Here is a 26,606-nt window from a genome sequence, read left to right on the forward strand (position 1 = left end):
TTCTTTCACACTCACAAATTTTAACTTTCCTGATTTGATTACAAAAGAAAATATTTTAGCTATCGCAAAAAAAACAATTCTCTCTGAAAGTGAAGCAATTACTAAGCTAATTGATTTCCTTGACGAAAATTTTTATGAGGCTGTTCAACGCATATACGAAACAAAAGGCAGATTAATTGTTACCGGAATTGGAAAAAGTGCCATCATTGCGCAAAAAATGGTTGCTACTTTTAATTCAACTGGGACACCTTCAATGTTTCTCCACGCATCTGAAGCTATTCATGGCGACTTAGGAATGGTTCAAAATAACGACATCATTATTTGTATTTCAAAAAGCGGAAACAGTCCGGAAATAAAAGCCTTAGTCCCTTTATTAAAACGTTTTGGAAATACTTTAATCGGAATGACAGGCAACATAAATTCTTTTTTGGCTAAAGGTTCTGATTATGTTTTAAATACCACTGTTGACATGGAAGCGTGTCCTATCAATCTGGCTCCTACAAACAGTACAACAGCACAGCTTGTAATGGGCGATGCCCTTGCTGTCTGCCTGATGGAAATGCGTGACTTTAAACCAGAAGATTTTGCTGTTTATCATCCAGGCGGGGCTTTAGGTAAAAAATTATTACTTCGTGTAAAAGACATGATCGAACATTCATTAAAACCTACAGTTTCCCCTGAAACATCCGTTAAAAAAGTAATTTTTGAAATTTCTGAAAAAAGACTGGGTGTAACAGCAGTAGTTGAAAATGAAAAAATAGTTGGAATCATTACTGATGGGGATATTCGAAGGATGCTGAATGACCGCGACAGTATTGCCGATTTAACCGCAAAAGATATCATGAGCAAAAATCCAAAATTAGTTTCATCTGAAACCATGGCAGTCGATGCACTAAATATTTTAGAAGATTTCTCTATAACCCAGCTCATTGTTGCTGATAATGGAGAATACAAAGGAGTTTTACATTTACATGACATTTTAAAAGAAGGAATTATATAATGGCAAAGAAAAACCTTGGCGAAATGTCATTTTTAGACCATCTCGAAGAATTAAGATGGCTTTTAGTCCGAAGTACAATTGCTATTCTTGTAATGGCTTTTGTTACGTATTTTTTTAGTGATTATTTATTTGATGAAATAATCCTGGGACCAACAAGACCTACCTTTTTTACTTATGTATGGTTTTGCGATTTATCACACCAATTAGGGTTCGCAGACAGCATTTGTATTACTGAACTGAATTTTATTATTCAAAACACTGAAATGGAAGGACAGGTCAATATTTTTGTATGGATGTGTATTTTGGTAGGCTTCATTTTAGGTTTTCCTTACATTTTATGGGAGCTTTGGAAATTTATCAGTCCCGCTTTATATGAGAAAGAAAGAAAAAATGCTAAAGTATTTATTTTCACTTCTTCTCTCCTGTTTTTCTTAGGAGTAATTTTTGGATATTTTATTGTGATTCCGATGTCCGTGAATTTCGTTGCCACTTTCTCAGTGAGTGATGTAGTAAAAAATCAATTTACTCTTGATTCTTATATGGGAATGGTAAAAACAAGTGTCCTGGCGGGTGGTTTGTTTTTTGAGCTGCCTATTATCATTTATTTCTTAACAAAATTAGGCTTAGTAACTCCGGTTTTTTTAAGAAAATATTGGAAATACGCCGTAGTTCTAATCCTGGTTATAGCAGCAATTGTAACACCTCCAGATGTGGTAAGCCAGACAATTGTAGCAATACCAATGTTGATTATCTATGAAGTGAGCATCCTAATTTCAAAGATTGTTTATAAAAATAAAGAGAAAGAAAATGTCTGATATTATACAAGAGTTTAATGACTATCGTTCTAAAATGAACGAAAAGTTACTTGCTGACAATAACAAGATTGTAAAACGAATTTTTAACCTTGACACTAATGCTTATGCACCAGGCGCTCTGGATGTAAAAACAAAAGAACTTTTGGGCTTAGTAGCTTCAGCAGTTTTACGCTGTGATGATTGTGTAAAATATCATTTAGAAACCAGCCATAAAGAAGGTGTTACGAAAGAAGAAATGATGGAAGCAATGGGAATCGCGACTTTGGTTGGGGGAACAATTGTAATTCCGCATTTAAGAAGAGCTTACGAATTCTGGGAAGCACTTGAAGAAGCTGGAAAGTAATTAGAAAATGTGTCAATTCGTCAATTAGATAATTCTACATGTTGTGTTAATTGATTTAATTGATTAATTTATTTTACTTTATTTTGCCCAGTCGAGATACAATTATCTCATTATCTAATTGCCATATTATCTAATTGAAAAAAAAATGAAGCTTAGAGCCGATAATTTAATCAAAACTTATAAAGGTCGCAGTGTTGTAAAAGGAATTTCTGTTGAAGTAAACCAAGGAGAAATCGTTGGGCTTTTGGGACCAAATGGTGCCGGAAAAACAACTTCTTTTTACATGATTGTAGGATTGGTAAAACCAAATCAGGGAAATATTTACCTGGATGATTTGAATATTACTGACTATCCGATGTACAAACGTGCACAGCAAGGAATTGGCTATCTGGCGCAAGAAGCATCTGTTTTTAGAAAATTAAGTATTGAAGACAACATATTGAGTGTTTTACAATTAACAAAACTTTCAAAAGAAGCTCAGATTGCCAAGATGGAAAGTTTAATTGAAGAATTCAGTTTAGAACATATTCGCACTAACCGTGGCGATTTACTTTCCGGAGGAGAGCGTCGTCGTACCGAAATTGCACGTGCATTGGCTACAGATCCGAAATTTATTTTATTAGATGAACCTTTTGCGGGTGTTGACCCGGTTGCTGTAGAAGACATTCAGCGAATTGTAGCACAGTTAAAAAACAAAAATATCGGAATTCTGATTACAGATCATAACGTTCAGGAAACTTTGGCAATTACTGACAAAACGTACTTAATGTTTGAAGGAGGAATCCTGAAAGCCGGAATTCCCGAAGAATTAGTTGAAGACGAAATGGTACGCCGTGTTTATCTTGGACAGAATTTTGAATTACGGAAGAAGAAACTGGAGTTTTAAAAAAGTGAAAAGTAAAATGTTAGAAGTAAAACAAACAGACATTTCACTTCTCACAATTTATTTACATTTTACAAAAAGAAAAAACTAATCAACTGTAATAAACTGCAATTGCTGTAAATCTCCGTTATAAATATTTATATCTACAGTACGATCAATACCCGGTACGCTCGCTTTTTCTGTGAACTGCCAAAACAGCCAGTCGTCTTCAATTTTTTCTCTGTAAAAATTATAATTGGCAATCCAAAACAGATATTCGCCAAATTCATCTTTCAAAAAATCTGAATAGTATCGTTCTCCTGTATAAATTATGGGACGAACTTTATAATGATTTTCTACTTTTAAAAGCCAGCGCTTCAATCCTTTTTTCAAACTATCCAAAGATTGGCTCTTCGGTAGTTTTTCGATATCCAGAACCGGAGGCAAATCTCCTTTTTCCAGCTTTACTGTTTCAATAAAAAGATTGGCCTGTTCAATAGAATTTTCATTTGGCCTGTAATAATGATAAGCCCCTCTGATCATTTTATTCTTTTTGGCTCCAATCCAATTTCGTTTAAACTGAAAATCTTTTCTGTCTTTACCAACAGTTGCCCTTATAAAAACAAAATCAAGCGGATACTTTTGTTCTAAGGTATCAACATACGACCAGCTTATTTTGCCCTGATATTCCGATACATCCAAACCAATTGATTTACCTTCATGTTTTGCCAGAACCTGAAAATTGCGAATATCTGATAAACGCTTATCTTCAATCTCTTTTTCAGACATTTTATTGCTTTTAAAACCTAAATAATAGGCTAGTCCTCTTCGATAATGATAGATTACTGCAACAAAAAGTATTGCGAAAACCGAAAAAGAAATAAAACGTAATATCTTGCTAAAGAAGGATCTGCCGGTTTTTCTGGAAGCCGTTTTACGATAAGTGGTTTTTCTGGCCATTCGAATAAACTACTTTTTCAAAAATTTATTATTTATTACAGACAACAATACATAAAAAATAATAATCACAGGAATTGCAACGAATTGAAGCAACAGAAGCAAAAGGATAGAAATTGCTAAAAAAACAATCTGAAGCATATTATCTTTGAAAGTAAACTTTTTAATCTTTAAAGCAAATAGTGGGATTTCAGCATTCAAAATATAAGCACTATACAGCACAATAGTCCCCAAAACCCAATGATTCGTTAAGATTTCGAATAACATGAATGAATCTGAATATTCAATTACTAAAGGGAGACTCAAAATAAAAAGTGCATTTGCAGGTGTTGGCAAACCAATAAATGAATCCGTCTGACGCGTGTCTATATTAAAATTAGCCAGTCGGTAGCACGATCCCAAGGTTACAATAAATCCTAAAAAAGGAATAAAAACAGAAGCGATTACATCATTAGGATTAGCGCTTTTCACAAACAAACTGTACATAACATATCCCGGCACTACTCCGCTTGTTACCATATCTGCCAATGAGTCCAGCTGTAACCCAAGCGGACTTGAAACTTTAAACAACCTTGCAAAAAAACCATCAAAAAAATCAAAAAAGATCCCCAAACAAACCATATAAAAAGCCATTTCATAATTTTGTTTAGAAACAAAAACTATTGCAGTACAACCACAGAAAAGGTTAATGAGAGTAATTAAATTAGGAATATGCTTTTTAATATTCATCTTTTATATTTTTGAAGATTTAAAAAGCAAATTTAGCATAATAAGTCATTCTTATATGCGTTTTTAATACAGTTTTTTCTTCAGGCACCCGACTTTTATATTATTTATCGAAAGGAAGAAATAAGCTCAGCAAAAAATTATATTTTTGGTAAAAATTTAAACAAGCTCAGGTTTGAAAAAATAAATGCCTTGAAAAAAATCTTAGTATTTTTATTATTTTGGAATTGCACATCACATTATGCACAGACGGTTCGAAAATATTCGAATGAGTTTATGAATATTGGTGTTGATGCTGCTGCCCTGGCAATGTCAAGTGCTGTTGTTGCTTCGACTAATGATGTCAATTCTGTCTATTGGAATCCGGCGGGACTTACGCATCTTGAAGACCATCAGATTTCATTAATGCACGCCAGTTATTTTGCCAATATCGCACAATACGATTATATCGGATATGCAAACCCTATTGATGAGAGAAGCGCCTGGGGAATATCAATGATTCGCTTTGGAGTAGATGACATTATGGACACTACGCAATTAATCGACAATCAGGGAAATATTGATTACAACCGCATAAGTTTATTCTCTACCGCTGATTATGGCTTCACATTTTCATATGCCAGAAAATTACCCCTTGAAGGATTTCAATATGGTGTAAATGCTAAAATAATCAGACGTGTTATTGGAAAATTTGCTAATTCCTGGGGATTTGGATTTGATTTTGGTCTTCAGTTTGAAAGAAACGACTGGAAATTCGGATTGATGTTGCGGGATATAACGACCACTTATAATGTTTGGAATATTGACGAAGAAGAATACAACAAAATCTCAAATGCTATTCCGGGTGAAAATCAGGAACTGCCGGAAAGCACTGAAATTACATTACCGAAAGCACAATTGGGAGTTTCAAAAAAGTTTGAATTTCATAATGATACAAGTCTTTTGGTTGCCACAAATTTAAATATGCGTTTTGAACAAACCAACGATATTATTTCATCAAATATTGTAAGTATTGACCCCGCAGTTGGATTTGAATTTGGTTACACAGAACTTGTTTTTTTAAGAGCAGGGGCAGGAAATTTTCAAAATGTAATCCAATTAGATAATTCAGAGAAATTAAATTTTCAGCCTAATATTGGTCTTGGTTTTAAGTATAAAGGAATTCAGGTTGATTATGCACTGACCGATTTAGGAAATCAAAGTACTGCTTTATATTCTAATATTTTTTCACTTAAAGTAGATTTAGGGATCTTTAGATAAGATTTATTATTAAAAAAATCCAGCCATGAGAGGTTTTACGTTTCAAAAAATAATGTTGTTAATACTGATGTTCAATTTTAGTTTTGGACAAAGTTTACCCCTATCACAAAAAGCACATGTAAGTGTATTAACTTGTGGTCTTGGCAACGAATCGTATTCTTTTTTCGGGCATACTGCTATACGCGTTGCTGATCCTGCAAATAATATTGATGTTGTATATAATTATGGTGCTTTCGATTTCAGGACTCCTAATTTTGTTGCTAAATTTGCAAAAGGTGATTTACAATATTTTGTAATTGCACATTCTTTCGCCGATTTTATAAATGAATATAATTACGAAAAAAGAAGTATTTATGAACAAGAACTGCTTATTCCACAAGACGCAAAACAAAAACTTTTTGATAATTTAAACACTACCCTGCTTTCGGAAGATCGTTATTATACTTATAAATTTATTGATAAAAACTGCACCTCTATGGTAGTAGATATCATTAATAAAACATTAAATAAAGAGGTAATTACCAAAAAAGGAGATACTGAAAAAACGTATAGAAGCATATTGTTCCCTTACTTTGATGGTCATTTTTACGAGAAACTAGGAACGAGCATCATTTTTGGAACTAAAGTAGATCAGTTAGGCACTAAAATTTTCCTCCCTTTTGAATTAAAAAACAGTTTAGAAAAAACAACTTTTCAAAACCATGCTTTTGTGAGTAGAAGCAAAACACTCTTGAGTTTTAAAAAAGAAACACCAGTTTCATTGTGGAATAACATTTACAGTTATATTATGATTCTTGGTTTTATTATCCTAATAAATAAAAGATTTATTGACAAAATCTATTTGTTTATTCTATCACTAATGGGGATTTTTTTTGTTTCGATGGGGTTTTATTCTTTCCACCATGAATTGGCAATGAACTATAATGTCCTTTTATTTAGTCCGTTATTATTGCTGCTGATAGCTTTTTCAGCGATTAACAACAAAAGATGGACTTATAAATTTGCTGTATTTCAGTTGGTATTATTACTTATTTATGCACTTTTTATAATTAACAAAGCGCATTTTTTGATTGTTTTACCAATAATAATTACAACTGGAGTTGTTTTGGTAAGAGTAGCGATTAGAAATAAAAAAAGAATACCAATAATAATCTAAGTTTATTGTCCTCTGTAAAATAAAACTGTTGTTATTGTTTTAAAAGTAATACTCAAATCCAGAAAGACACTTCGATGTTTAATATAATATAAATCATATTGTAGTTTAATGAGGCTTTCTTCTATGGACTCCCCGTATGAGTAATTTACTTGTGCCCAGCCAGTAAGTCCGGGTTTAATTACGTGACGGGTTTCATAAAATGGCATTATTTCAGCAATTTCCTTAACAAAAAATGGCCTTTCAGGTCTTGGCCCAATAATAGCCATATCGCCTTTTAAAACATTTATAAATTGCGGAAATTCATCAATTCTTGTTTTACGCATAAATTTACCGAATGGCGTAATTCTTTTATCGTTTGATTTTGCAAAAACGGCTCCATCGCTTTCCGAATTTTCAACCATTGTCCTGAACTTATAAATTTTGAATACTCTTCCGTTTTTACCTACACGTTCTTGTGTATAAAACAAAGAGCCTTTATTCCAAAAGATATTTGCGATAAAAATCAATGGGATAAAAAAAGCGCAAAAGAATAAGCCCGTTAATGAAAAAACAAATTCAATAAAACTTACTAATAATAAGTAAAGCTTATTATTATTGCTACGGCTAAAGGGGAAAAAACGATAAAAATCCCTGGCAATATACTGAACCGGAATACGTTGTGTTTTGCTTTCATAAACCTGCGTGTATTCTCTAATAATATTTCCTGATTCCAATAACTGAAGCAAATATTGATACAGATCCGCTGTGATACCTTCCGTTTTTTGTGAAGCTATAATAATTTCTGAGATATTATTTTGATTAACAAAAGTCAATAAATCGTCCTTTTTAATTTCTTTTATATAGTTTAATGAGAAATCCTGATCAGCTAAAATATCTGAATTTACAAAACCAATAATTTTATAATGCGGATCTACGTTTTCTAATCCTAAAACGAGTTCATCAACCTGATGTTTATTACAAACTAAAATTACGTTTTGTGAAAAGCGGTGAGTCGCTAAAAAGAAAACATAAAAAAAGCGCCAAAGCAATAAAGCCACTAGGATCGTAAAATAAAAAATCAGAATTACCAAACGCTGTTTTGGAAGTTCAGGCGACAAAACAGGTGTAAACAAATATACTAAAGTAGCTGTTGTTACAGTTAAGATAACACCTCTGAGAATCTGAAACTGGTTACTGGCTATTTGAAGATTATAGATCTCAAAGATTGCTCCAAAAATACTCAGATAAAGAATAAATAATATTGGTCTTTGATAATTTGAATCATCCAAATTGAAATATGGATAATAAAAAAGCTTATCCATTAAATACATTGCAAGTAAAACAAAAGCAATATCAAAAACCCTAAGAAGTATCTTTCTTTCTGAGATTTCAAAATGCATTCTTTTGTTCTTTTGCATATTCATTTGATTTACAAGCTTCTTAATTTGAGGCAAATGTATAATAAAAAATAAAATTTAATCGCCTGAATTTTCTGCTTTTTCAGGAATTTTAACCTGAACTAAAAGAAGTGACAACGCATAAACAAATGCTGGGGCTGCAAGCCGCATAGCCGCATGATTAATCGTCAGAAGCCAGAATGCCAAAAAAGGCAACGCTAGTATATTTTGACGGTTATTTAAAAATAAAATCAAAGGAGTAAAAAATAAAATTAATAAACCAAGCAAACCAAGTGAACCATGTTCTGCCAGCATTCTCGTAATTTCATTATGTGATGCTGCAACAATTCCGGTTTCTTTTGCCCTAATTTCTTTGTTTCTTCCGACTCCTACTCCTAAAAAAGGATTTTCCAAAAACATTTTCAGTTCAGATTCCATAAGCGTTTCCCTCCCGCTTAATTGACTTTTTTTCTTTCTTCCCAAAGCATCCTCATTTGCGTATCGTTTATTAATCAAACCACTTGTTTGCAATGAACTATACCCCCAGACACCAATTCCGGCTAAAAATGAAAATATAATTATTATTCCTATTTTGGGTTTTATATTTGAATTAGCCTTAAAAAACAATACTATTACAAGCAAAAAAATCATTACAACTGCCGTTATTATTCCTCCTCTGGAGAAAGTAACAATTCCACGAAAAGCAAAAACTAAAACAAAGCTGGCATTTATTATTTGCAGTAATTTACTTTTGGAATTTAAGAGTAGTTGCACAAAAAAAACAAAAATACCAAAACCCAAAATCGTAGAAACCTGATTGGGTCCAAATCCCCCCGAAGTTTCAAAATTAGATTGCGTTCCTGTAACTACATCCTTAATACTTGGAGTATATAAAAATAAGTAAATTACTACAGATATGAGAGGCAGACAAAATGCTGTAATTACCCCCTTTAAGCGATCAAATGTTATTTCCCGCTTGTAACAATAGATTGCAGAAATCCCTAAGCAAACCGGACCTGATATGTTAAAAGCGATAGCTTTTCTGATATTAGTTTCAAAACTAAGCGAAATAAATGACAAAATAATGGACGGTATTAATAACATCAGAAAGAACCAATATAACAGGCTATTTTTTGAAAATCCGGAATAAATCATTCCTAAAAACATATAGATTATGATAGTATATTTACCAAATTCATTAAAAATCCCTCCCCCTGTCATTCTCAAAAGCACCTCTATACTTACCACATATGCCGACATGACCAGTGCTTCATTATTTCGGTTTTTATTTAGTGAAATATAATAAAATCCAAATACAAACAGTAATACAGTTAATGCTGTTGAAATGATAGGTAAAACGTATAATAATATGCCTATAAGGGCATGAATTAGCAATAAATAAACATAAGACAGATCTTCTTTTTTCATTTCAACTGGCCTTCAGCCATTTTAAATATTTTTTCAATATATTTTTTGCAGTATAATCAGCCTGAATGACATCATAAAGCCTATTTCCAAAATCAATTCTCAAAATCTCACTTAAAATCAATTCTTCTAAAGATTGATAAAATAAATCCGGTTTATTTGAATCAATTATAAATCCATTGTTTCCATGCTGAACAATCATTGGAACTTCTCCTACCCGAGTTACAACAACAGCTTTCTTATATAATCCATATTCTAGAAGCGCAACCGGAAGACCTTCAGATTTTGAAGTCAAAACAGCAATATCAGCTTGTGCTAAAATTGCCGGGACGTCTTGTCTGGAGCCATATATAAAAACAGTATTTCCCAGATTAAAATCAGAGATTTTTTTCTTTATTTCTTTCGAATATTCATCTTCAAAATCTTTACCTACTAAATGGAATGTCCAGTCCGGATAAAAGTCGCGGACTTTTTTTGCCACTTCTAATAATAAGAAATGATCCTTATCCTCTCTAAGGTTTGCCAGAGATACAATCCGTTTTCCCTGAATTCCTTTCAAAATAGTATTATCAGAAAAATGATTTGTAGTTAAAGGAAAATTCGGTAAATAAATAACATTCTTAGCACGTATTTTTTCTTCAGCCCAGCTTTTTAGTTTTTGATTTACCGTTATAATTCCATCAAAAAAAGGAATAATCAATCTTAGAACAAATAAAGGTCTTTTATATAAAAATTCACTGCTGCCATAATGATCATGCCAAATTATTTTGACGGATGGGTGAATTATTTTCAATAGAAAAGTTAAAAAAAAAGAGGTGCTGTGTCCTTGAATATGGGAAACTTTGTTTTTTAAAACAAATGATTTTAGACGGAAAATAGCTTTAAAATCAAGTTTCTTTTTTTTCTCCAAAAACAAATAAGACACATTTGGATTAATTTCCTCCTTTAGAAAACCCTCTTTGCGGGTCGAAACTAATCCTGAAAACTGAATTTCATCTGCTAAAACGTTTGCATAATTTACAGCCATACGCTCAGCCCCACCAGGTTCAAGCGAATCTATGATTTGAATGATTCTCATTTCACTATAAGTTTTTTAATCTCGTCTTCGAAAATCTCAAGGGTAAATTGCTGTGACCATTGGCTTGCCAGCTTACTTTTAATTATAAAATCGTATTCATTATTAATAATATTTTCAATTTTTGCTACATCTTTGTTAAGTTCCATTTCAAGCAAAAGTCCTCTATTTTCATTATCTAACATAAAAGGAACACAAGAAATTTTTGTAGAAATTGGAACACAACCCCAAAACATCCCTTCAGCGATAGCTTTTGGCCAACCTTCACTCTTTGAAGGCAAAATAACAAAATGACTGTTTTGATACCCCATCTTTACAGTCTCCTGATTTTTATTTCCATGCAATACAATAATTTTTTCTAATCCATTAGATGTAATATAATCTTCTACTATTTTTCGTTCTGTTCCCTCTCCATACAACTCCAAAATCACATTATGTCCGTTTCTAAATAATACCTCAACTAATTGTATTGCATACAAAGGATTTTTACCAGAAGACAATGTTCCCACAAAAACAAAATGTATTTTTTCTTTTAAATTCAATGCCTTAATTGGCAATTTTTCCTGCTCTGAATAGGTAGCCGTAAAAAATGGTTTTATATTCCTTGTGCTTCTGTTCCATTCGCCATAAACCAAAACCTGCATATTTCGAGTTAAAAATGTATTATTTAATATCCATTTTTGCAGGCGATAACTCCAGGGCTGTTTTGATTTTGGATCCCAATTACCTGCATATTTGGCAGTTTTTAGTTTAGTCGGAAATAAAATCTGAACAAAACAACCTAATAAACCAATATTACCCGGGCAGCGTAAATGTATATGATCACTTTCTTTCATTGCTTTGAAAATTTGCCAGCCTATTTTCGGTATTTTTAATATTGCATTGCAAATGGATTTAAAGCCCAGTAAATCAATATTTTCAATCTTCAAAAACTTAATGCTTTTATGATTGTAAGCACTATCAATTTCTGTATTACTCACCTGAATAAAAGGTGCGACAATAATTAATTCATCAATATACTTTGACCAGACATTCATCTCGCGGACATAGGGAGCATAACCAAAATATTGGCCCTCTTTTTCTGTATGATTGACATGGGTAATAATTGTAAATTTCATTAGTTTTTAACTAATTTTTTTTTTGAGGATCAAAAAAATTCCAATTGATATATCATTTTGACGCTAAACTATATTCTGAATTAATTTAATTCAATTTGGGTTTATTAAAAAGCAAACTCCACCATCCAGCCATTCTTCCCAATGCTTCTGTAAAAGCTGCTTTTCTATCACTGCCTTTAATGCTATTAGTAAATCTGATCAACATCAGCAAGATAATTATGGAGTGCCATTTATAACTATCCATAAATGTCGGATTTGGATTCTTTACCCGCCAAACATACCATCCATTCCTAACTACCATTTTCCCATACTTAAAATGATTAGGGCGTCCGGAAGGATTGTGAAAATGTCTTAACTGCACATTTGAATTGATCACATTTTTGCCGAATTGCAAGGCTCTAATACTAAAATCAGCATCCTCATACAAGCCATAACCTTCAAAATAAGATGAAAACTGAATTTGATCCACTACATTCTTTCTAAAAGCCATTGACATTCCAATTAACAAATCTACTTCATGGATTTTGTTATTTAAAGGAAAGCCGCAAGTACGTCCATGTGAATAATTTGGCATTTTACCTGGTCCCAAATTAGATTGCAGTCCTAAATAATTGCGCACCACATTCCGTTGTCCTTCTTTATAAACAAACCCATCAAAAAAATAATACTTTTTTGGATTATACTTTTTGCCTTGCTCTATTGGTTTCCAATTGTTTTCATTGATGGCCACTCCACCCACGCCGGATATATTTGAGTCCGATTTAAATGTTTTTATTAATTCTTCAAAATAACCTGGTTCCAAAACGGTATCATCATCTAAGAAACAAACTATTTCTATATTATCAGCCACCCTTTCAATGCCATAATTTCTTTGTTTGGTTAAGCCTCTGTGTTCCGGAGGAACAGCAAAATAGTGTAAGTTTCTAAACTGATTTTCTCTTAGCATTAATTCTGTTTTACTATCTGATGATCCATCAATAATTAAAACTTCATCCGGATATATGCTCTGTTTTTCAACCGACTTCAATAAAGAAAGTAATGGCTGCGAACGCATATAGGTACAAATGATTAAAGAAAATTTCATTCCTGATTTCTTAATTGATTCGCCCAAAATATACTTCTATCCCATTGCTGTTGTAATTTATAAAAATACCTAATTGGATTTTTTATTGACTGTCTTTTATAAAACTTTAAAAACAAAATAGTTTTATAACCAAAAATTTGCTTTTCATTTAAATGTAATATTTTATACAACATAACTGTTGGTGAAGGTTTAGGCTGAATTAAATCAGTTTGCCATGCCAAAATCAGTTTGGTTCTAAATCCTCCAACTGGCGCTTTTAAATGAATGATTTCCGGATCTGGCAAATATAAAATATCATTACCTAAATTCCTTAATTGCATTCCAAAATCAGAATCTTCTCCAAAGCCAAATTCAAATCTTTCATCATATTTTGTGCTTTTTAGAAGTTGTCTTTTCACAATACTGCATCCAGACCCAAATGCTCCCCATTGCATTTGCATTTGATGTTTTTTATCAAAATGATATTCTTCATCATAACAGGCCAAATTTATGGCATTGATTCCAAATTCTTTAATTTTCGAAAATACATTCTTCAAAAAATCTTTATCTATTCTTATGTCATCATCAGCCATAAAAACCCATTCACTTTTTACTTCAGCCAAAGCTAAGTTTCTTGCGTTGCATGCGCCGGCCTGATGTGTAAAAATATGCGTTATTTCAAAATTCCAGGTTTCATTTTTAATATAATCCAGTTCTGAAACACTATCCGGATTAGGATTTTGCTCAACAATGATTATATTCGGAGGTAGATGGGTTTGCATTGACAAATCTTTCAAAACATCATATAAATACTTCTTTCTTCCAATAGTAGGAATAATAACATCAATAGTTCCTAACTCCACTACTTTTTTTGTAGATTCAACTTTAATATCATTTAATAAGCCGGCTTGCAATTTTCTTCTGGAATAAAAGAGTGAAAAAACAAAAGGTAAAAAGAGAATTTTTCTTTCGTAAAGAAACAGATTAAATAATAATAAAAATGACCAACGCATTTTATAATGCTGTTTTACAAATCGAAATAGAATAAAATTACTATTTTTTTGAATTTTGATATCATTTGAAACTTCATCTAATAATTTTGGCTCTGAATAACACAAAAGACCTTTTGGCATTGCCAGTTTTGCCAAAGAGTGTAGAAAATAATCAAAATTATTAAAATTGCTGAAATTGATTTTTAAAGCTAATAAAGCGGATGCATGAATACCCCCGGCACAACTACTCATTTGCCATGTAGGATATGTAACATTTTTATTGATATTTATAAAAACAGATTCTTCTACATAACCAATTCTATCTGATAAAAATGAATTTTTAAATGGATTGTAAGAAGCCACTATCCTTTTATGATGAAAAATTTTCTCAAATTCAGAAATATTCAAATTATATTTAAAATCTATATGACACCATATCATCAATTCATCAGGATAAGATACCGCTATTTCAAAAAGTGATTTGGAAATATTTTTTTGAACAAAATAAATTTGAACACCATTTCGTTCAACACTTATTACTTCCGAATCATAGTGATAAATAATAATCATATTGATTTTTGATTTTGACTAATAATTTTCTGATAAAACTTAATATTGTCTTTCACTAATCGTTCAATGTTAAACTTATTTTCAGCACTTTTCCGGGCATTTTCGCCTATTTTAGCAGCAAGAACATCATCCTCAAGCAATTTAACTATATTTTTAGCATACAACAAATGATTTTCAGGATTCATTAAATAACCGTCTTGCCCATTAACAATAAGTTCCTGAGACCACCCAAAATCACTATTAACAACTGCTTTTTTCATTGCCATAGCTTCTATCGTAACCATTCCTAAAGTTTCAGCATAAGTTGGGAAAACACAAACATTTGCCCTCCTAATATATTTATCAACCTCTTCATATGGTATTTTACCTAAATATTCGACTTCTTTTAAATCATCTTCAATAAATTGATCCTGCATCAATTGCCATGTAGATTTAGACCCTGTTTTAATATCAAACGAATCGCTTCCAATTAAAACCAATTTGGCATTTGGAAAGTGTTTTCTAACATTATTAAAAATCTTTGGAAGTTCAAAAACACCTTTTTTTCTAATTAAAGTACCGATGTATAAAATCATTCCTTTTTCGAAAGTATTTGGAGAATGATTTATAAATTTTTTCAAATCTAATCCGTTATGAATAGTTATAATTTCTTTTCTTTTTATTTTAAAAAGTCTTTTAGAAATTTGTCCTGCAAAGGCAGTTGGCGCTATATATGCTTTTGCACTATTAACAGCTAATTTTTCAAATAAAAAGTTTTTACATTTTTGTTTCCTGTTTTCTAAATGACAAAAATAGCTATCACTCCCGTGAAACCGAATTACTAAAGGAATTTTGAAATTCATAAAAGCTGTAATTCCTGTCCAGTCCGGAGCTTCTAATATTGAAATATTTTCTTTTTTAATAACCGAATTACAATAATTTTGAATGTATTTTCGATGAAATAACCAACCAAAAAAGATATATTTTTGACTTTTTATTAAATGAATCTTAATTCCGTTTTCGACAATAATGTCCTGTGATTTTTGTCCATAAACAAATACTGAAACCTTTATACCTTCTTTAACTAAAGCCATTCCAAGATTCTTTATACTTGTACCAATCCCAGCAGCATTTATAACTTTAGAATTTGGAAACTCTGGGGTCAGAAAAGCCACATGCATCATTTTAAAAAAAATCTTTTAGAATTCTTGCGGTAAATAACCTAGCGCCAGCATCATTCATATGCCCGCAGGAAGAAAAATATTTATTCTCCACTACTACATTTTCATAGTTATGAATTTCTGGATAAGCTTTTTTTACTTTATCGAAGTAATTCATTCCTACAACATTTTCACACATTGGAGTCATAACTGCTATAAAATTTATATTGTTTGCTTTACAAATGCTTTTGATTTCTTCATAGTATTTATTTCGTTTCAAGGGGTTAAGTGCAACAATATTATTTTTCATATTGGCGTTTTTGTGCTTTTCTAACGGGTAATATCCTAAATTATCTAAAGCATTTGTTTTTTCAGCACTCACAATTTTATATGCCTCACGAAATCCTATTTTTGAATCAAATTTTATGTATCTGTAAAATGGAACATAATATAATTCATTAAAATTTTCCTGAGTTTGAAAATGTTCTTTTACAACTTCAGAATTATGAATGTAAGGCAAAAATTTAGCTGCGACCCCTTCTGACAAATGGTCGTTTGAAAGATTTAAATCAGCTTCCAGAATTACATTCTTAATTTTGTATTTTCTTTCAATCATTAGTTTTAGCAGTAATGACGCTTCAAACAAATGTCCTCCGCTCATTCCATAATTAAAGGTTTTCAATCCTTTATCTTCAAACATTTTTGAAACAAAATGATTATTAGCACGGGATGAACCTAAAATTATGACATCATATTCTTGAGGTTTTGAATTAAAAACGGTTTCAATTTTTCCTCTTTTTTTAGATTGCAAAAAAATGGAAGTATATAATCCGTCTAAAGCTGTAGCAATTAGTAAAACCAGAATAAGGATTTTGGCTATGTAAACTAGAAAATTCTTCATTAAAACTGAAAATATATAAACTCTTTATAATCTGAAAAAGTTCCGAAAGCTATTATCGCAAATATTGCTAAAGCAGCTTTTAGCAAACTTCTTTTTCCTGAAATCGGCTCTGTTTTATTACGATTATTCCATTCTACCAAAACAAATAATCCAATCATTAGAAGCAATTCATAATTATAACGCTCATTGTCTAAATACTGGAAACTGAAATCACCGTTTAAAAGTATGCGTTTCAAATACAAAACAGCATCTGTTATCGTCTTTGCCCTAAAGAACACCCAGGCGACACAAGTAATCAAAAAGGTAGAAAAAATACTTAATACTGTTTTTACAGAATCAAAATCCCACTTTAATTCTATTGGTCCCATATTGTCTCTGTTGCTGTTTGACAAAAGCAAAGGCAAAAAATAAACTGCATTTATAAAGCCCCACACGATGTATGTCCAATTGGCTCCATGCCAAAACCCACTTACAACAAAAATGATAAAAGTATTTCTGATTTTCATCCATAAGCCGCCTTTGCTTCCTCCCAGCGGGATATACAAATAATCACGAAACCAGGATGAAAGTGAAATGTGCCAGCGACGCCAAAATTCTGCTATATCTCTTGAAAAATAGGGATAATTGAAGTTTCGTAACAAATCTAAACCAAACAATTTTGAAGTTCCTAAAGCTATATCTGAATATCCTGAAAAATCGCCATAAATCTGAAATGCGAAATATAACGCCCCTAAAATAAGGGAGAAAGAATTCATTGAAGGATAATGATCAAAAATTGCATTGGCATAAGTAGCACAAGTATCAGCAATGACTACTTTTTTTACAAGTCCCCAAATGATTTGGCAAATTCCTTCTTTTGCTTTTTCAAAGTCAAACTCTCGTTTTATTTTCACCTGAGGCAGCAAATGCGTAGCCCTTTCGATTGGGCCGGCTACAAGAAGCGGAAAGTAGCTTACAAAGAGTGAATAGTCTACAAAATTATATTCGGCTTTAATTCGCTTATAATAGATATCAATTACATAAGACAGTCCATGAAAAGTGTAAAATGAAATACCGACAGGAAGAATCACATTTAGCAAAAATGGGCTTACTTTAAATCCAAAAGAAGTGAACATTTCCGCAAAAGAAGATGCGAAGAAATTATAGTATTTAAAAACTCCTAAAAAACCTAAGTTTACTGAAATACTAAGCCAAAACCAAAACTTCCTCCCTTTTTCGGAATTACTTTTTTCGATTTGAATTCCGGTAAAATAATCCAGAAATGTAGAGAAAACTAATAAAAACAAGAATCTCCAGTCCCAGCAGGAATAGAAATAGTAACTGGTAATAATTAATAAGGCATTTTGCGTATTTTTATTTTTATTAAAAACAAACCAATACAGGAAAAAAACGATTGGTAAAAAAATAGCGAATGCTATGGAATTAAAAAACATAAATTAATTTATATAAAATCCAAAAATATTAAAATCTTTGGTTTAAAATAGCTTCGATATTTTCCCAAATTCTAATAGAAGCATCTTCCGGCGGATCCTGATTAATTATTTTAAACCAGTTTTGGGCATTGTTAACAATCTCATTTTTTTGTTCTAAACTAAGTTTAATTTTATCTGCTATTTCACCTTTAGAATTTAGCCAAATCACAGCTTTTTTATCAGTCATAGAACGAAAATGAATATAATTATAAATTTTAGAAACCGACCATTTTTTGTCTATCTTATTTGGCACATCATAATTAATGAATGCACATGGCTTTTTGAAACATGCATAATCAAAAACCATTGATGAACCCAGATTAATAACCATTTCTGTATGACGTATTGTATTAACCTGAAGTAAATTATCTGCCCGTGTTGGCAAAATAGTATTCCATCCTTCACCTATCTTTTGCCATAAAGGGGCTATTGGAGTAATAATATCTTTATTTTTTTCCAAAATAAAATCATATCGGTCAGAGAAATCTACCGGACATCTTCTGAAAATAATTCCTAGTGAATTTCCCTGAGAATTTAATTCACGGACGGCTTTGGCAACATCACTCAAATACTGTGGGTCATCTGGACAGGTTGTAACATCATCACCTGAATAACAAATGTATCTTTTATCTAAATCAAGTTGATGCTCTTTAAAAAATTCTTCTTTGGAGATCAATTTGAGTTTATCAAAATGAAATTCAAATTGAGGTGTCCCAGTAATAAAAACCTGACTTTCTTTGATATAAGAATAATATTGGAGTAATTCTTTTTTCATATGCCCACTCCAGACAAAATAAAAATCCGTTTCGACTACCATTGTTGCTTTTGGTACGTTATCCCATGAAAAAATAAATGTTGCTGTAGGAATCCCTAACTTTTTTGCTGCCAATAAAGGAGCAATTGCCAAAACAGGACGTTGATTGGTACAGAAAACAAAATCTGGTTTTTCTTTTTGAAGTATTTCAATACAAGTATTGTAATATGGAGTACTGCTTTCTAAACTTTTAATTTTTTTTCGAATTTTTTTCAGACCTTTGGAAGAAGAATGAGTAGTAATTAAAAAATTAGTTACCAGGTTTTTAAGGGCTGGCTTTATTTTTTTATATGTAAAAGGAAATCTATATGTATCATAAACAGTATCTTTTTGAGCTTTAATACTCAAATTAAGTTCGATGTGTTTACGAGCGTTTTTGTAACTATCGGTTAATGGATTTGATTTCGCACCATGAATTTTAATTTCATCAAAATTTAATGAAGTTAAATCAAATGGGGTATTATTCCAATATCTAATGTCAAAATTATTCTCTAATCCAATTTTATAAAAATTTGAAAAAGCAAAATTTCGTAATCCTATTCCATCTGGCAATAAAATAAAAATCTTTTTGTTTGGCATTAATTGTCTCTAAATTGTTTTTGTTGATTGAGCTGCCAAATATCCGATTTTTGTAGAGATTTAAGAAATAATGCCGCACTATTTCCTTGTCCAAAATCATTATTGGAGTTTAGTATTTTATGCTGGTCTATTAAAGATAATGCTTCATTTATACTTTTCTCAGAGTAATCAACATTGATAATATCCGCATGAACAGATCTATTTTGCTGGCGAGTCCCGATATTAATAATGGGAATACCATAATAAGGGGCTTCACGAATGCCTGCGCTGCTGTTCCCTATAATAAACTGACTATTTTTTAATAATGTTAAAAAATATTCAAATCGAATTGATGGAAAAATTCTGAACCTCACATTATAGTTTAACTTTTCGTAGGCATCAAGAAGGAACTGACTTCCTAAATCATTGTTTGGAAAAACAACTACATAATTATGGTTATCATTCAATAAACAATCAACAAATGTTTTCGCATATTGCTGCATCGATAGGTATTCAGTAGTTACAGGATGAAACATTACAATCGCAAATTCCTTGAATGGAATTTCATAATATTCTTTTACGACATTCAATTCCGGTAATTGCTCGGAAAACATGATATCAATATCCGGAGATCCAATGGTAAATATAGATTCTTCTAATTCTCCCATTTGAATCAGCCTTTTTTCAGCTTCTTTATTTGATACAAAATGTATGTGGCTTAATTTACTTACACTATGTCGAATTAACTCATCAACTGTTCCTGAAATTTCGCCCCCCTCTATATGTGCTACCAAGATATTATTTAATGACCCAACAATTGCACCAGCAAGTGTTTCCACACGATCACCATGAACCACAATCATATCAGGATTTATATTTTTGCAATAACTTGATAAACCTTCAATAGTTTTAGCAAGTGTTAAATCCATCGTAGTTTCGTGCGTATGATTCTCGAATGTGAATACATTTTTAAAATTACAGCGTTCTATTTCTATAAGGGTATAGCCATAAATTTTCTGTAGATGCATACCTGTTACAAAAACAAAGACTTCAAATTCATTTTCTGCTTCCAGGATTTGAATCAATGATTTTATTTTTCCAAAATCTGCACGGGTTCCAGTTAGAAAAAGGATTTTTTTCATTCCTTTATAAGTTATATTTCCTTTTAAATTTTGCAATATTCTTTTCTATCATTACGCTAATCGGATAATTATCAAAATATTCATTCCCTCCTTTAAAGTGAACTATATCATTTTGTGCTGCTGAATTATCTTTTTTTTGTAATTCGAGTGCTTTTATTTTATCTGATAAAAATGGAAATAACTGATATTTATTTAGTATTAGCTCTCTTGCTTCTGTAATAGCATGCAAATTTTCTTCCCATTTATTGGACATTATTATCTCCTTTAAAAACAAATCTATATGTTTATCTGCTGGATCAATTTGAATAAAAGATTTTTTTGGAAAAAATTCTTCTACTTTATTACACCCAAAATACAAAGGCATTGTATAACTTAAAAAACAATCTGCAATTTTTTCTGTCCAATAATAATCATTTTGAAAATTTTCATAAGCAATTGCATATTTAACCTTGCTTAAAACCTCCCATTTATCATCTATTGGATTTATTCCTCTACCGTAAAGGTTCACAAATGGAAGATTTTTCATGTTTTCCAAAAAATCCATTCTTTTGTTATGTCCTTTTGAGGATCTTTGATTACTTGTAATCCAAACTATATTATCCTCTTTTATTAAATCTTCTGGCTTTAACTCTTTTAAAAAATCAAAACTTTTATTAACATGCCAGGGTAATGCCCCGTGCGATAAGATATTATTTTTTTTTATATCGAATTGATTAATTATCAGTTTTACATTTTTATTTGCATATTGTCTGTATTTAGAAACCTCATTAGGTGGTTCCAAACAGATATGTATAATATTATCCCTATTGACTTTAATAGAAAAATCTTTCCTTGGATAATCTAAAATAACCAGATAATCGCACTCATAAATAGCATCTTCTGTAAAAAGTAAACTGCCCCATTTCATAGAATTATCAGGTGTTTGTCTTTTTAAATCAGGATAATTGAAGTAACGTTCAATTTTTATTATCATTTACCGTCATTATTTAAATAACTTAATCAAAATCAGAAAAATCTAATTGTTCATCATTATCAATATCCCTAACAGCTTTTTTTCCAATCAAATCATTAAAATGTTCCGCCAGGATTTTACCTGTTCCCGGTCGTTTTACCCAAATATTTTCTTTTGATAATTTTTCGCCTTTTTTAATTGGTTTTATAGCACATACAGTTGCAAATGCAAAATCAATTGTAACTTGTTCTTCTAGCGCTGGTTTTTTAGTTCCGCCACGCATCAAAGCTATTTCTGAACTTGAAACAATTAATTCCTGACAGGCTTTTTCATCCATACTACATATAATGTCAGGACCTGTTCGCTGCATATGATCTGTAAAATGTCTTTCTAATATGCTTGCGCCTAGCGCTACCGCTCCCAAACAGGCATTATTATTTAAAGTGTGATCAGATAAGCCAAATACTTTATTTGGAAAAGCCTCATGCATCTCTATCATGGCACCAAAACGGACCAAATGAATAGGTGTTGGATATAAGTTTGTTGTATGCAATAAAGCAACAGGAATATTATGTTCATCAAAAATAGCAACTGCTTTCTGAATACTTTCAATTGTATTCATTCCTGTGCTCAGAATAACAGGCTTCCCAAAAGAAGCAATATGTTCTAACAATGGATAATTATTGCATTCCCCAGAGCCAATTTTATAAGCAGGTATATCAAAGTTTTTCAAACGGTCTGCAGCAGCACGCGAAAATGGCGTAGAAATAAAAATCATTCCTTTGCTTTCTACATAATTTTTTAGTTCTAATTCATCTGCTTCGTTTAGTGAACATCGTTCCATGATTTCATATATAGAAACATCAGCATTACCAGGAATCACTTTTTTTGCAGCTCCGCTCATTTCATCCTCGACAATATGAGTCTGATGTTTGACAACTTCAACTCCGGCTTTATGGGCTGCATCTACCATTTCTTTGGCTACTAGTAAAGAACCTTCATGATTAATTCCTATTTCGGCTATAACCAAAGGTGGATAATCCTGACCTATTTTTCTTCCTGCAATTTCTATATATGGATTCATAAAATATATGTTATGAGTTTTTTGATAAAAGATATTCAGCATACTCAAAATCTTCCTGGGTATCGATATCTACATTGGCAAAAATATGATTTACTTCGAATGGAAAGGCATTTTCTGAAATAATAATATTATCTAAAATCAGCTTTGCTTTTGTAATATAAAGTAATCCGTTTTCAAAAAACAGAGGTTCCAAGTCCTGGCTTCTCTGTCCAATTGTATAATTAAAAGGAACAAACTTATTACCTGATAATTTACCAAATTTCTGATGATTTCTTGAAATACTAAAAAGACTTTCATAATTCTCTTTTTCATAAATATCAAAAGCCTCTTTTAGTAAACTTTTTGGCCGTAACGGACTTGTAGGCTGTAAAAGAACAACATTTTCTATATTCGCATCAATCTGCTCCAATACATTTTTAAGAGCAGAAACTGTTGGCTCCAAATCTCCTGATAAAGATCGCGGCCTGTCAATTACTTTAGCTCCAAACTCTAGTGCAATTTGCTTTATTTCTAAATCATCTGTTGAGACGTAAATTTCATCAATAATATCAGTATTCTGCTGAGCAAATAAAATACTATGAGCAATTAATGGAATTCCGCCTAATAATTTTACATTTTTTTTGGGTAATCTTTTTGAACCACCCCGGGCTGGAATCATAGCAATAGTTTTCATCTAAAAATCGATTTTGCTTGTTTGCAATTCATCTTCAGGTTTCCAATATAATTTTGCGTCAGCCAATTCCTGATACAGTTTGTATTCTGCATTTGTTAATCGATTTGCATTTTTAGCAATTTTGGGAAAAGCCAATAATAAATCTTTCATAGCCAATAAAATGGATTGTAATGCAGCCCAATCTCCTTTGAAAACTTTTAATTTTAATTGTATCCAGACAGAGGATGCCATAGTTCTTGGAATAAGGTTAAGAGGCAAAAATAAAAAATACAAATACCATCCGGCTCGTAGAGAATTTCTTAATCTAAGACTATAGTCTGAAGCATTTCTCCTGTCTTTTAAGCTTACCCTGTGATGGACTAAAACATCTGGCAGATAATGTATTTCACATTTTTTTTTTAACAATTGATAGGACGCAAAATTCTCTTCACCATAAAAAACAAACCATTCTGGATAATTTGGTATTTCACGCCATACCGAGATTCTCCATACATGTCCACAACCAACAAAACTTTTCATCCTGCCACGCAAATCATTTGAAAATATATTTTCAGGAATTTCTTTTGACCAAAATACTCTAAATCCGAGTACTCCAGCCTTAGGGTTTTGAAGAAAGTAATCAGATATAAGTTCTAATGGTTCATCTGTAATAAAATGAGCATCATCATCTAATGATATTGCAAATTCAGCATTTGTTTCATTTAACATTTTGTTTCGGCAATACAAATATCCCTTTGAAACTTTGTTGGAATGCAAAATAATTTCAGGATAATTATGTGCTATATAATTTGTAGTCCCATCATTGGAACCGTCATCAAAAACTACACATTCAACATCATCCCTATGGATTAAATGATTGATTTTCTTAAGCGTAAATATCAAATCGTCTAAACGGTTTTTGGTCGATATTAAAATTGAAAATTTTTTAACCATATTTTCGATTATTAATATTTTGCAATCATGGTATCAGGTAATTTTTTCCATTTCAGAAAAAATTTTACAGTGAATTTTACTGAGATAAACTTAACAAAAAGCCGATTTTTTATAAAATAGGCAATACTGTTTATTTGTTTTCTTTTCGTAAAGTTATATGAAACAATACTATTTTCCTTTTTATGGTTTCTCTCATTATACATCCAGTCTTCCAATGTATTTCCCATGTGATAAGCGTAGTTATCATAAGTGTTTAATCTCCAGTAATCTTTTTGTAATGGCAGCCTATCCAGATATCCTACACTATCCCCCCCCATTTTATAGCCTATATAAGTAGTAATATTTTCAAAAACATCTTTTTTATAAGTCGCTACAAAATGTCCTGATCCTATTAAAACATTTAATTCTTCATTAATTTTCAACCCCAGATTATATTCCAGATAATCCTGATTGTAATTTCTATCCCATCCAATACTATCATAAAAACGAATCAAAGCTTCTTTGTTTTTAACTGGCAAGAATTGAAGTTTTGAGGTAAACAATGTATCAAACAACACGTTTCCGCAATTGCTCTCATAAGTTTTAAATTGGGGAACAATGCCAACTACACCGGCTTTAGGTACTTCTCTGAACACTTTTACAGTTTCTAATTGCCAATTAGGGAGAAAAAAAACATCTGAATCTGAAATAGTAACCAGTTGTATGTTATTGCCTGCTAAACCCTTAAGAATAGCATTTAATTTCCCAATATTTTCAGTATGAATGAGTTCTTGAATTTTATTTTCTTTAAAAAGTAAATCCAGATAATCTGAAACAACCTTATCACTTCCATTATTGACAATAGTAATAAAAGTTTTTTTGTGAACCGTGTTAAAAAGAGATTCTAAACATAATTTCAAAATAGCAAAACTATCCTTGAAATAACCGCTATGAGAAGGTATGTATACCGGTATAATAACCTGATGCAAAAAAACAGATTCATCCTGGATTTTGTTTTTATTGGGATTATAACCTATTCTCATTTTAAAATTCGTTTATAAATATTAATAACTTTTATTCTATTTTGGTTATAATCTAACCTATTTTTTGCTAAAATATTATTTTCCAATGCAGCACTCTATATCAAATAAGCATTTTGAAATTGTTTTCAAAATCAAATTTTGCATATTAGATATAGATTCTGGAGCTTATATCAAAAAACCATCTTTACCATCACAAATTATCTCTCCGATTACTCCTCTGGATTAAACTGTATAGGAAAAACACCCATCACAATGGCAACGATAAGTATTTTCATATAATTTTATTTCTAAAATTATATGAGTTGATTAAAGTTACTACCCATACTCATCGTATTTGAGATTTTATATCCTTTAATTAAGTTTAATAAATAATTTATCTTAAAAGAATTGAAAAAAATCTTGATCCCTTCAATGATTCCCAAGTACAATTGTTGTTTCACCACTGTTTTAGGGAAATGCTTTCTGTAAAAATAAAAATGTAATTTTTGTTTCTCTAAGGCTACATTCAATAACTCTGCCTTATCTCTTTGTCCCCCTGATGGAGCATTTAAATGCTCAACCAAAATTCGGGGTTCAAAATAAATATTAGCTCCAGCTTGTAATAAGCGCATTCCGTAATCCCAATCATCACCCCAAATAGTAAAATGTTCGTCAAAAAAAAATCCTGCTTCTTTAAATACTTTTCTTTTAACAACATTTAGACCAGAACACACTTGTAAACGAAACCTTCCTTTTGAAAAATTACGAGGTTTAGCTATAGTGTCAATCATAGAACCATATTTAAATTCTTTATCTTCCATACCTTCAAATCGAATCCCAGGAATCAACACATCAATAACATTTGGTTGCAAAACGGCTACAATTTGCTCAAATGCCTCACTTGGAATACGTAAATCATCATCCAAAAAAAATAGCCACTCTTCATCCTTATAAAAATTTAAAGCTTTATTTCTTGAATCATTTACAGATTTTTCTCTCTTATTTTTTACAAAATTGAAATTATAATTCAAGGGCAGTTTATTAAGATCTGGTTCTATATCAATAAGACTTTGATCAACAATTATAACCTGTGAAATGTATTTCTCAAAAGCATTTAAGTCTAATAACAAATCAGATAAATACCCTATTCTGTCTCTGGTCGGAATTACCAAAAAAAAGTTTTTCATTTAATTTTATTA

25 protein-coding genes are annotated in these 26,606 nt (G+C 31.3%); 6 read left to right on the plus strand and 19 right to left on the minus strand.

The genetic code is table 11. From position 1 onward, the window contains the following. The first annotated feature begins 34 nt into the window (after window positions 1-34). The 4 genes from K8B81_RS06070 (at window position 35) to lptB (ending at window position 3,044) form a co-directional block, all read left to right on the plus strand. The gene (locus K8B81_RS06070) at window positions 35-1,000 is read left to right on the plus strand and encodes a KpsF/GutQ family sugar-phosphate isomerase (protein ID WP_223679977.1); all 966 of its coding nucleotides are present in this window, start codon (window positions 35-37) and stop codon (window positions 998-1,000) included. After that, window positions 1,000-1,815 carry a twin-arginine translocase subunit TatC gene (tatC, locus tag K8B81_RS06075; RefSeq protein WP_223679979.1) on the plus strand — a complete coding sequence of 272 codons (816 nt, stop codon included), beginning with the start codon at window positions 1,000-1,002 and terminating at the stop codon, window positions 1,813-1,815. Before K8B81_RS06070 ends, tatC begins: the two co-directional genes overlap by 1 nt. Further along, window positions 1,808-2,158: a carboxymuconolactone decarboxylase family protein gene (locus K8B81_RS06080; RefSeq protein WP_223679981.1), complete on the plus strand. Its 351-nt coding sequence runs from the start codon at window positions 1,808-1,810 to the stop codon at window positions 2,156-2,158. The genes tatC and K8B81_RS06080 overlap by 8 nt, the downstream gene beginning before the upstream one ends. Before the next feature lie 145 nt (window positions 2,159-2,303). Continuing rightward, window positions 2,304-3,044, plus strand: coding sequence for an LPS export ABC transporter ATP-binding protein (gene lptB / locus K8B81_RS06085; protein ID WP_031455966.1), 741 nt, complete (start codon window positions 2,304-2,306; stop codon window positions 3,042-3,044). Window positions 3,045-3,128: 84 nt separating this feature from the next. On the opposite strand, the gene K8B81_RS06090 is transcribed toward lptB, so the two are convergent. Beyond that, the gene (locus K8B81_RS06090; protein ID WP_223679983.1) at window positions 3,129-3,980 is read right to left on the minus strand and encodes a glycoside hydrolase family 25 protein; all 852 of its coding nucleotides are present in this window, start codon (window positions 3,978-3,980) and stop codon (window positions 3,129-3,131) included. Between the two features lie 9 nt (window positions 3,981-3,989). Further along, the gene (locus tag K8B81_RS06095) at window positions 3,990-4,706 is read right to left on the minus strand and encodes a CDP-alcohol phosphatidyltransferase family protein (protein WP_223679985.1); all 717 of its coding nucleotides are present in this window, start codon (window positions 4,704-4,706) and stop codon (window positions 3,990-3,992) included. A 189-nt stretch (window positions 4,707-4,895) separates the two neighbouring features. On the opposite strand from K8B81_RS06095, the gene K8B81_RS06100 reads away from it, so the two are divergent. Both K8B81_RS06100 and K8B81_RS06105 read left to right on the plus strand, forming a co-directional pair. Then, window positions 4,896-5,963 carry a putative type IX sorting system protein PorV2 gene (locus tag K8B81_RS06100; RefSeq protein ID WP_449536198.1) on the plus strand — a complete coding sequence of 356 codons (1,068 nt, stop codon included), beginning with the start codon at window positions 4,896-4,898 and terminating at the stop codon, window positions 5,961-5,963. A 25-nt stretch (window positions 5,964-5,988) separates the two neighbouring features. Continuing rightward, entirely contained in the window at window positions 5,989-7,119 is a 1,131-nt protein-coding gene (locus K8B81_RS06105) for an Lnb N-terminal periplasmic domain-containing protein (protein WP_223679987.1), read from the plus strand. A gap of 2 nt (window positions 7,120-7,121) precedes the next feature. Here the strand turns inward: K8B81_RS06105 and K8B81_RS06110 are convergent, their stop codons facing one another. The 17 genes from K8B81_RS06110 to K8B81_RS06190 form a co-directional block, all read right to left on the minus strand. After that, on the minus strand, window positions 7,122-8,516 hold the full coding sequence (locus K8B81_RS06110; RefSeq protein ID WP_223679989.1) for a sugar transferase: 1,395 nt from the start codon (window positions 8,514-8,516) through the stop codon (window positions 7,122-7,124). 57 nt (window positions 8,517-8,573) lie between these two features. Next, window positions 8,574-9,923, minus strand: coding sequence for an O-antigen ligase family protein (locus K8B81_RS06115; RefSeq protein ID WP_223679991.1), 1,350 nt, complete (start codon window positions 9,921-9,923; stop codon window positions 8,574-8,576). Between the two features lies 1 nt (window position 9,924). Beyond that, a complete protein-coding gene (locus K8B81_RS06120; RefSeq protein ID WP_223679993.1) occupies window positions 9,925-10,998 on the minus strand; it encodes a glycosyltransferase in 1,074 nt (357 codons plus the stop codon). Continuing rightward, complete coding sequence (locus K8B81_RS06125) at window positions 10,995-12,113, minus strand: glycosyltransferase (protein WP_223679995.1); 1,119 nt, start codon at window positions 12,111-12,113, stop codon at window positions 10,995-10,997. The genes K8B81_RS06120 and K8B81_RS06125 overlap by 4 nt, the downstream gene beginning before the upstream one ends. 85 nt (window positions 12,114-12,198) lie before the next feature. Further along, on the minus strand, window positions 12,199-13,197 hold the full coding sequence (locus tag K8B81_RS06130; protein ID WP_223679997.1) for a glycosyltransferase family 2 protein: 999 nt from the start codon (window positions 13,195-13,197) through the stop codon (window positions 12,199-12,201). Beyond that, window positions 13,194-14,738, minus strand: a complete 1,545-nt coding sequence (locus K8B81_RS06135; protein ID WP_223679999.1) for a glycosyltransferase family 2 protein — start codon at window positions 14,736-14,738, stop codon at window positions 13,194-13,196. Before K8B81_RS06135 ends, K8B81_RS06130 begins: the two co-directional genes overlap by 4 nt. Next, complete coding sequence (locus K8B81_RS06140; RefSeq protein ID WP_223680276.1) at window positions 14,735-15,898, minus strand: glycosyltransferase family 4 protein; 1,164 nt, start codon at window positions 15,896-15,898, stop codon at window positions 14,735-14,737. The genes K8B81_RS06135 and K8B81_RS06140 overlap by 4 nt, the downstream gene beginning before the upstream one ends. Before the next feature lie 4 nt (window positions 15,899-15,902). After that, window positions 15,903-16,778: a hypothetical protein gene (locus K8B81_RS06145; protein WP_223680001.1), complete on the minus strand. Its 876-nt coding sequence runs from the start codon at window positions 16,776-16,778 to the stop codon at window positions 15,903-15,905. Then, window positions 16,778-18,211 (minus strand): MBOAT family O-acyltransferase, encoded by a 1,434-nt coding sequence (locus tag K8B81_RS06150; RefSeq protein ID WP_223680003.1) that lies wholly within the window; start codon window positions 18,209-18,211, stop codon window positions 16,778-16,780. Before K8B81_RS06150 ends, K8B81_RS06145 begins: the two co-directional genes overlap by 1 nt. Before the next feature lie 28 nt (window positions 18,212-18,239). Next, window positions 18,240-19,643 (minus strand): glycosyltransferase family 28 protein, encoded by a 1,404-nt coding sequence (locus K8B81_RS06155; RefSeq protein ID WP_223680005.1) that lies wholly within the window; start codon window positions 19,641-19,643, stop codon window positions 18,240-18,242. Next, on the minus strand, window positions 19,643-20,764 hold the full coding sequence (neuC, locus tag K8B81_RS06160) for a UDP-N-acetylglucosamine 2-epimerase (protein ID WP_223680007.1): 1,122 nt from the start codon (window positions 20,762-20,764) through the stop codon (window positions 19,643-19,645). Before neuC ends, K8B81_RS06155 begins: the two co-directional genes overlap by 1 nt. Before the next feature lie 4 nt (window positions 20,765-20,768). Next, window positions 20,769-21,737 carry a glycosyltransferase family 10 domain-containing protein gene (locus K8B81_RS06165; RefSeq protein WP_223680009.1) on the minus strand — a complete coding sequence of 323 codons (969 nt, stop codon included), beginning with the start codon at window positions 21,735-21,737 and terminating at the stop codon, window positions 20,769-20,771. A gap of 22 nt (window positions 21,738-21,759) precedes the next feature. Further along, entirely contained in the window at window positions 21,760-22,800 is a 1,041-nt protein-coding gene (gene neuB, locus K8B81_RS06170; RefSeq protein WP_223680011.1) for an N-acetylneuraminate synthase, read from the minus strand. A gap of 10 nt (window positions 22,801-22,810) precedes the next feature. Next, on the minus strand, window positions 22,811-23,473 hold the full coding sequence (locus tag K8B81_RS06175; protein ID WP_223680013.1) for an acylneuraminate cytidylyltransferase family protein: 663 nt from the start codon (window positions 23,471-23,473) through the stop codon (window positions 22,811-22,813). After that, on the minus strand, window positions 23,474-24,406 hold the full coding sequence (locus K8B81_RS06180; RefSeq protein WP_223680015.1) for a glycosyltransferase family 2 protein: 933 nt from the start codon (window positions 24,404-24,406) through the stop codon (window positions 23,474-23,476). 11 nt (window positions 24,407-24,417) lie between these two features. Next, window positions 24,418-25,428, minus strand: a complete 1,011-nt coding sequence (locus K8B81_RS06185) for a glycosyltransferase family A protein (RefSeq protein WP_223680017.1) — start codon at window positions 25,426-25,428, stop codon at window positions 24,418-24,420. A 293-nt stretch (window positions 25,429-25,721) separates the two neighbouring features. Next, complete coding sequence (locus K8B81_RS06190) at window positions 25,722-26,594, minus strand: glycosyltransferase family 2 protein (RefSeq protein ID WP_223680019.1); 873 nt, start codon at window positions 26,592-26,594, stop codon at window positions 25,722-25,724. Window positions 26,595-26,606 lie beyond the last annotated feature (12 nt).

Source organism: Flavobacterium hibisci (assembly GCF_020026925.1).
In the GTDB taxonomy this organism is placed as follows: Bacteria; Bacteroidota; Bacteroidia; order Flavobacteriales; family Flavobacteriaceae; genus Flavobacterium; species Flavobacterium hibisci.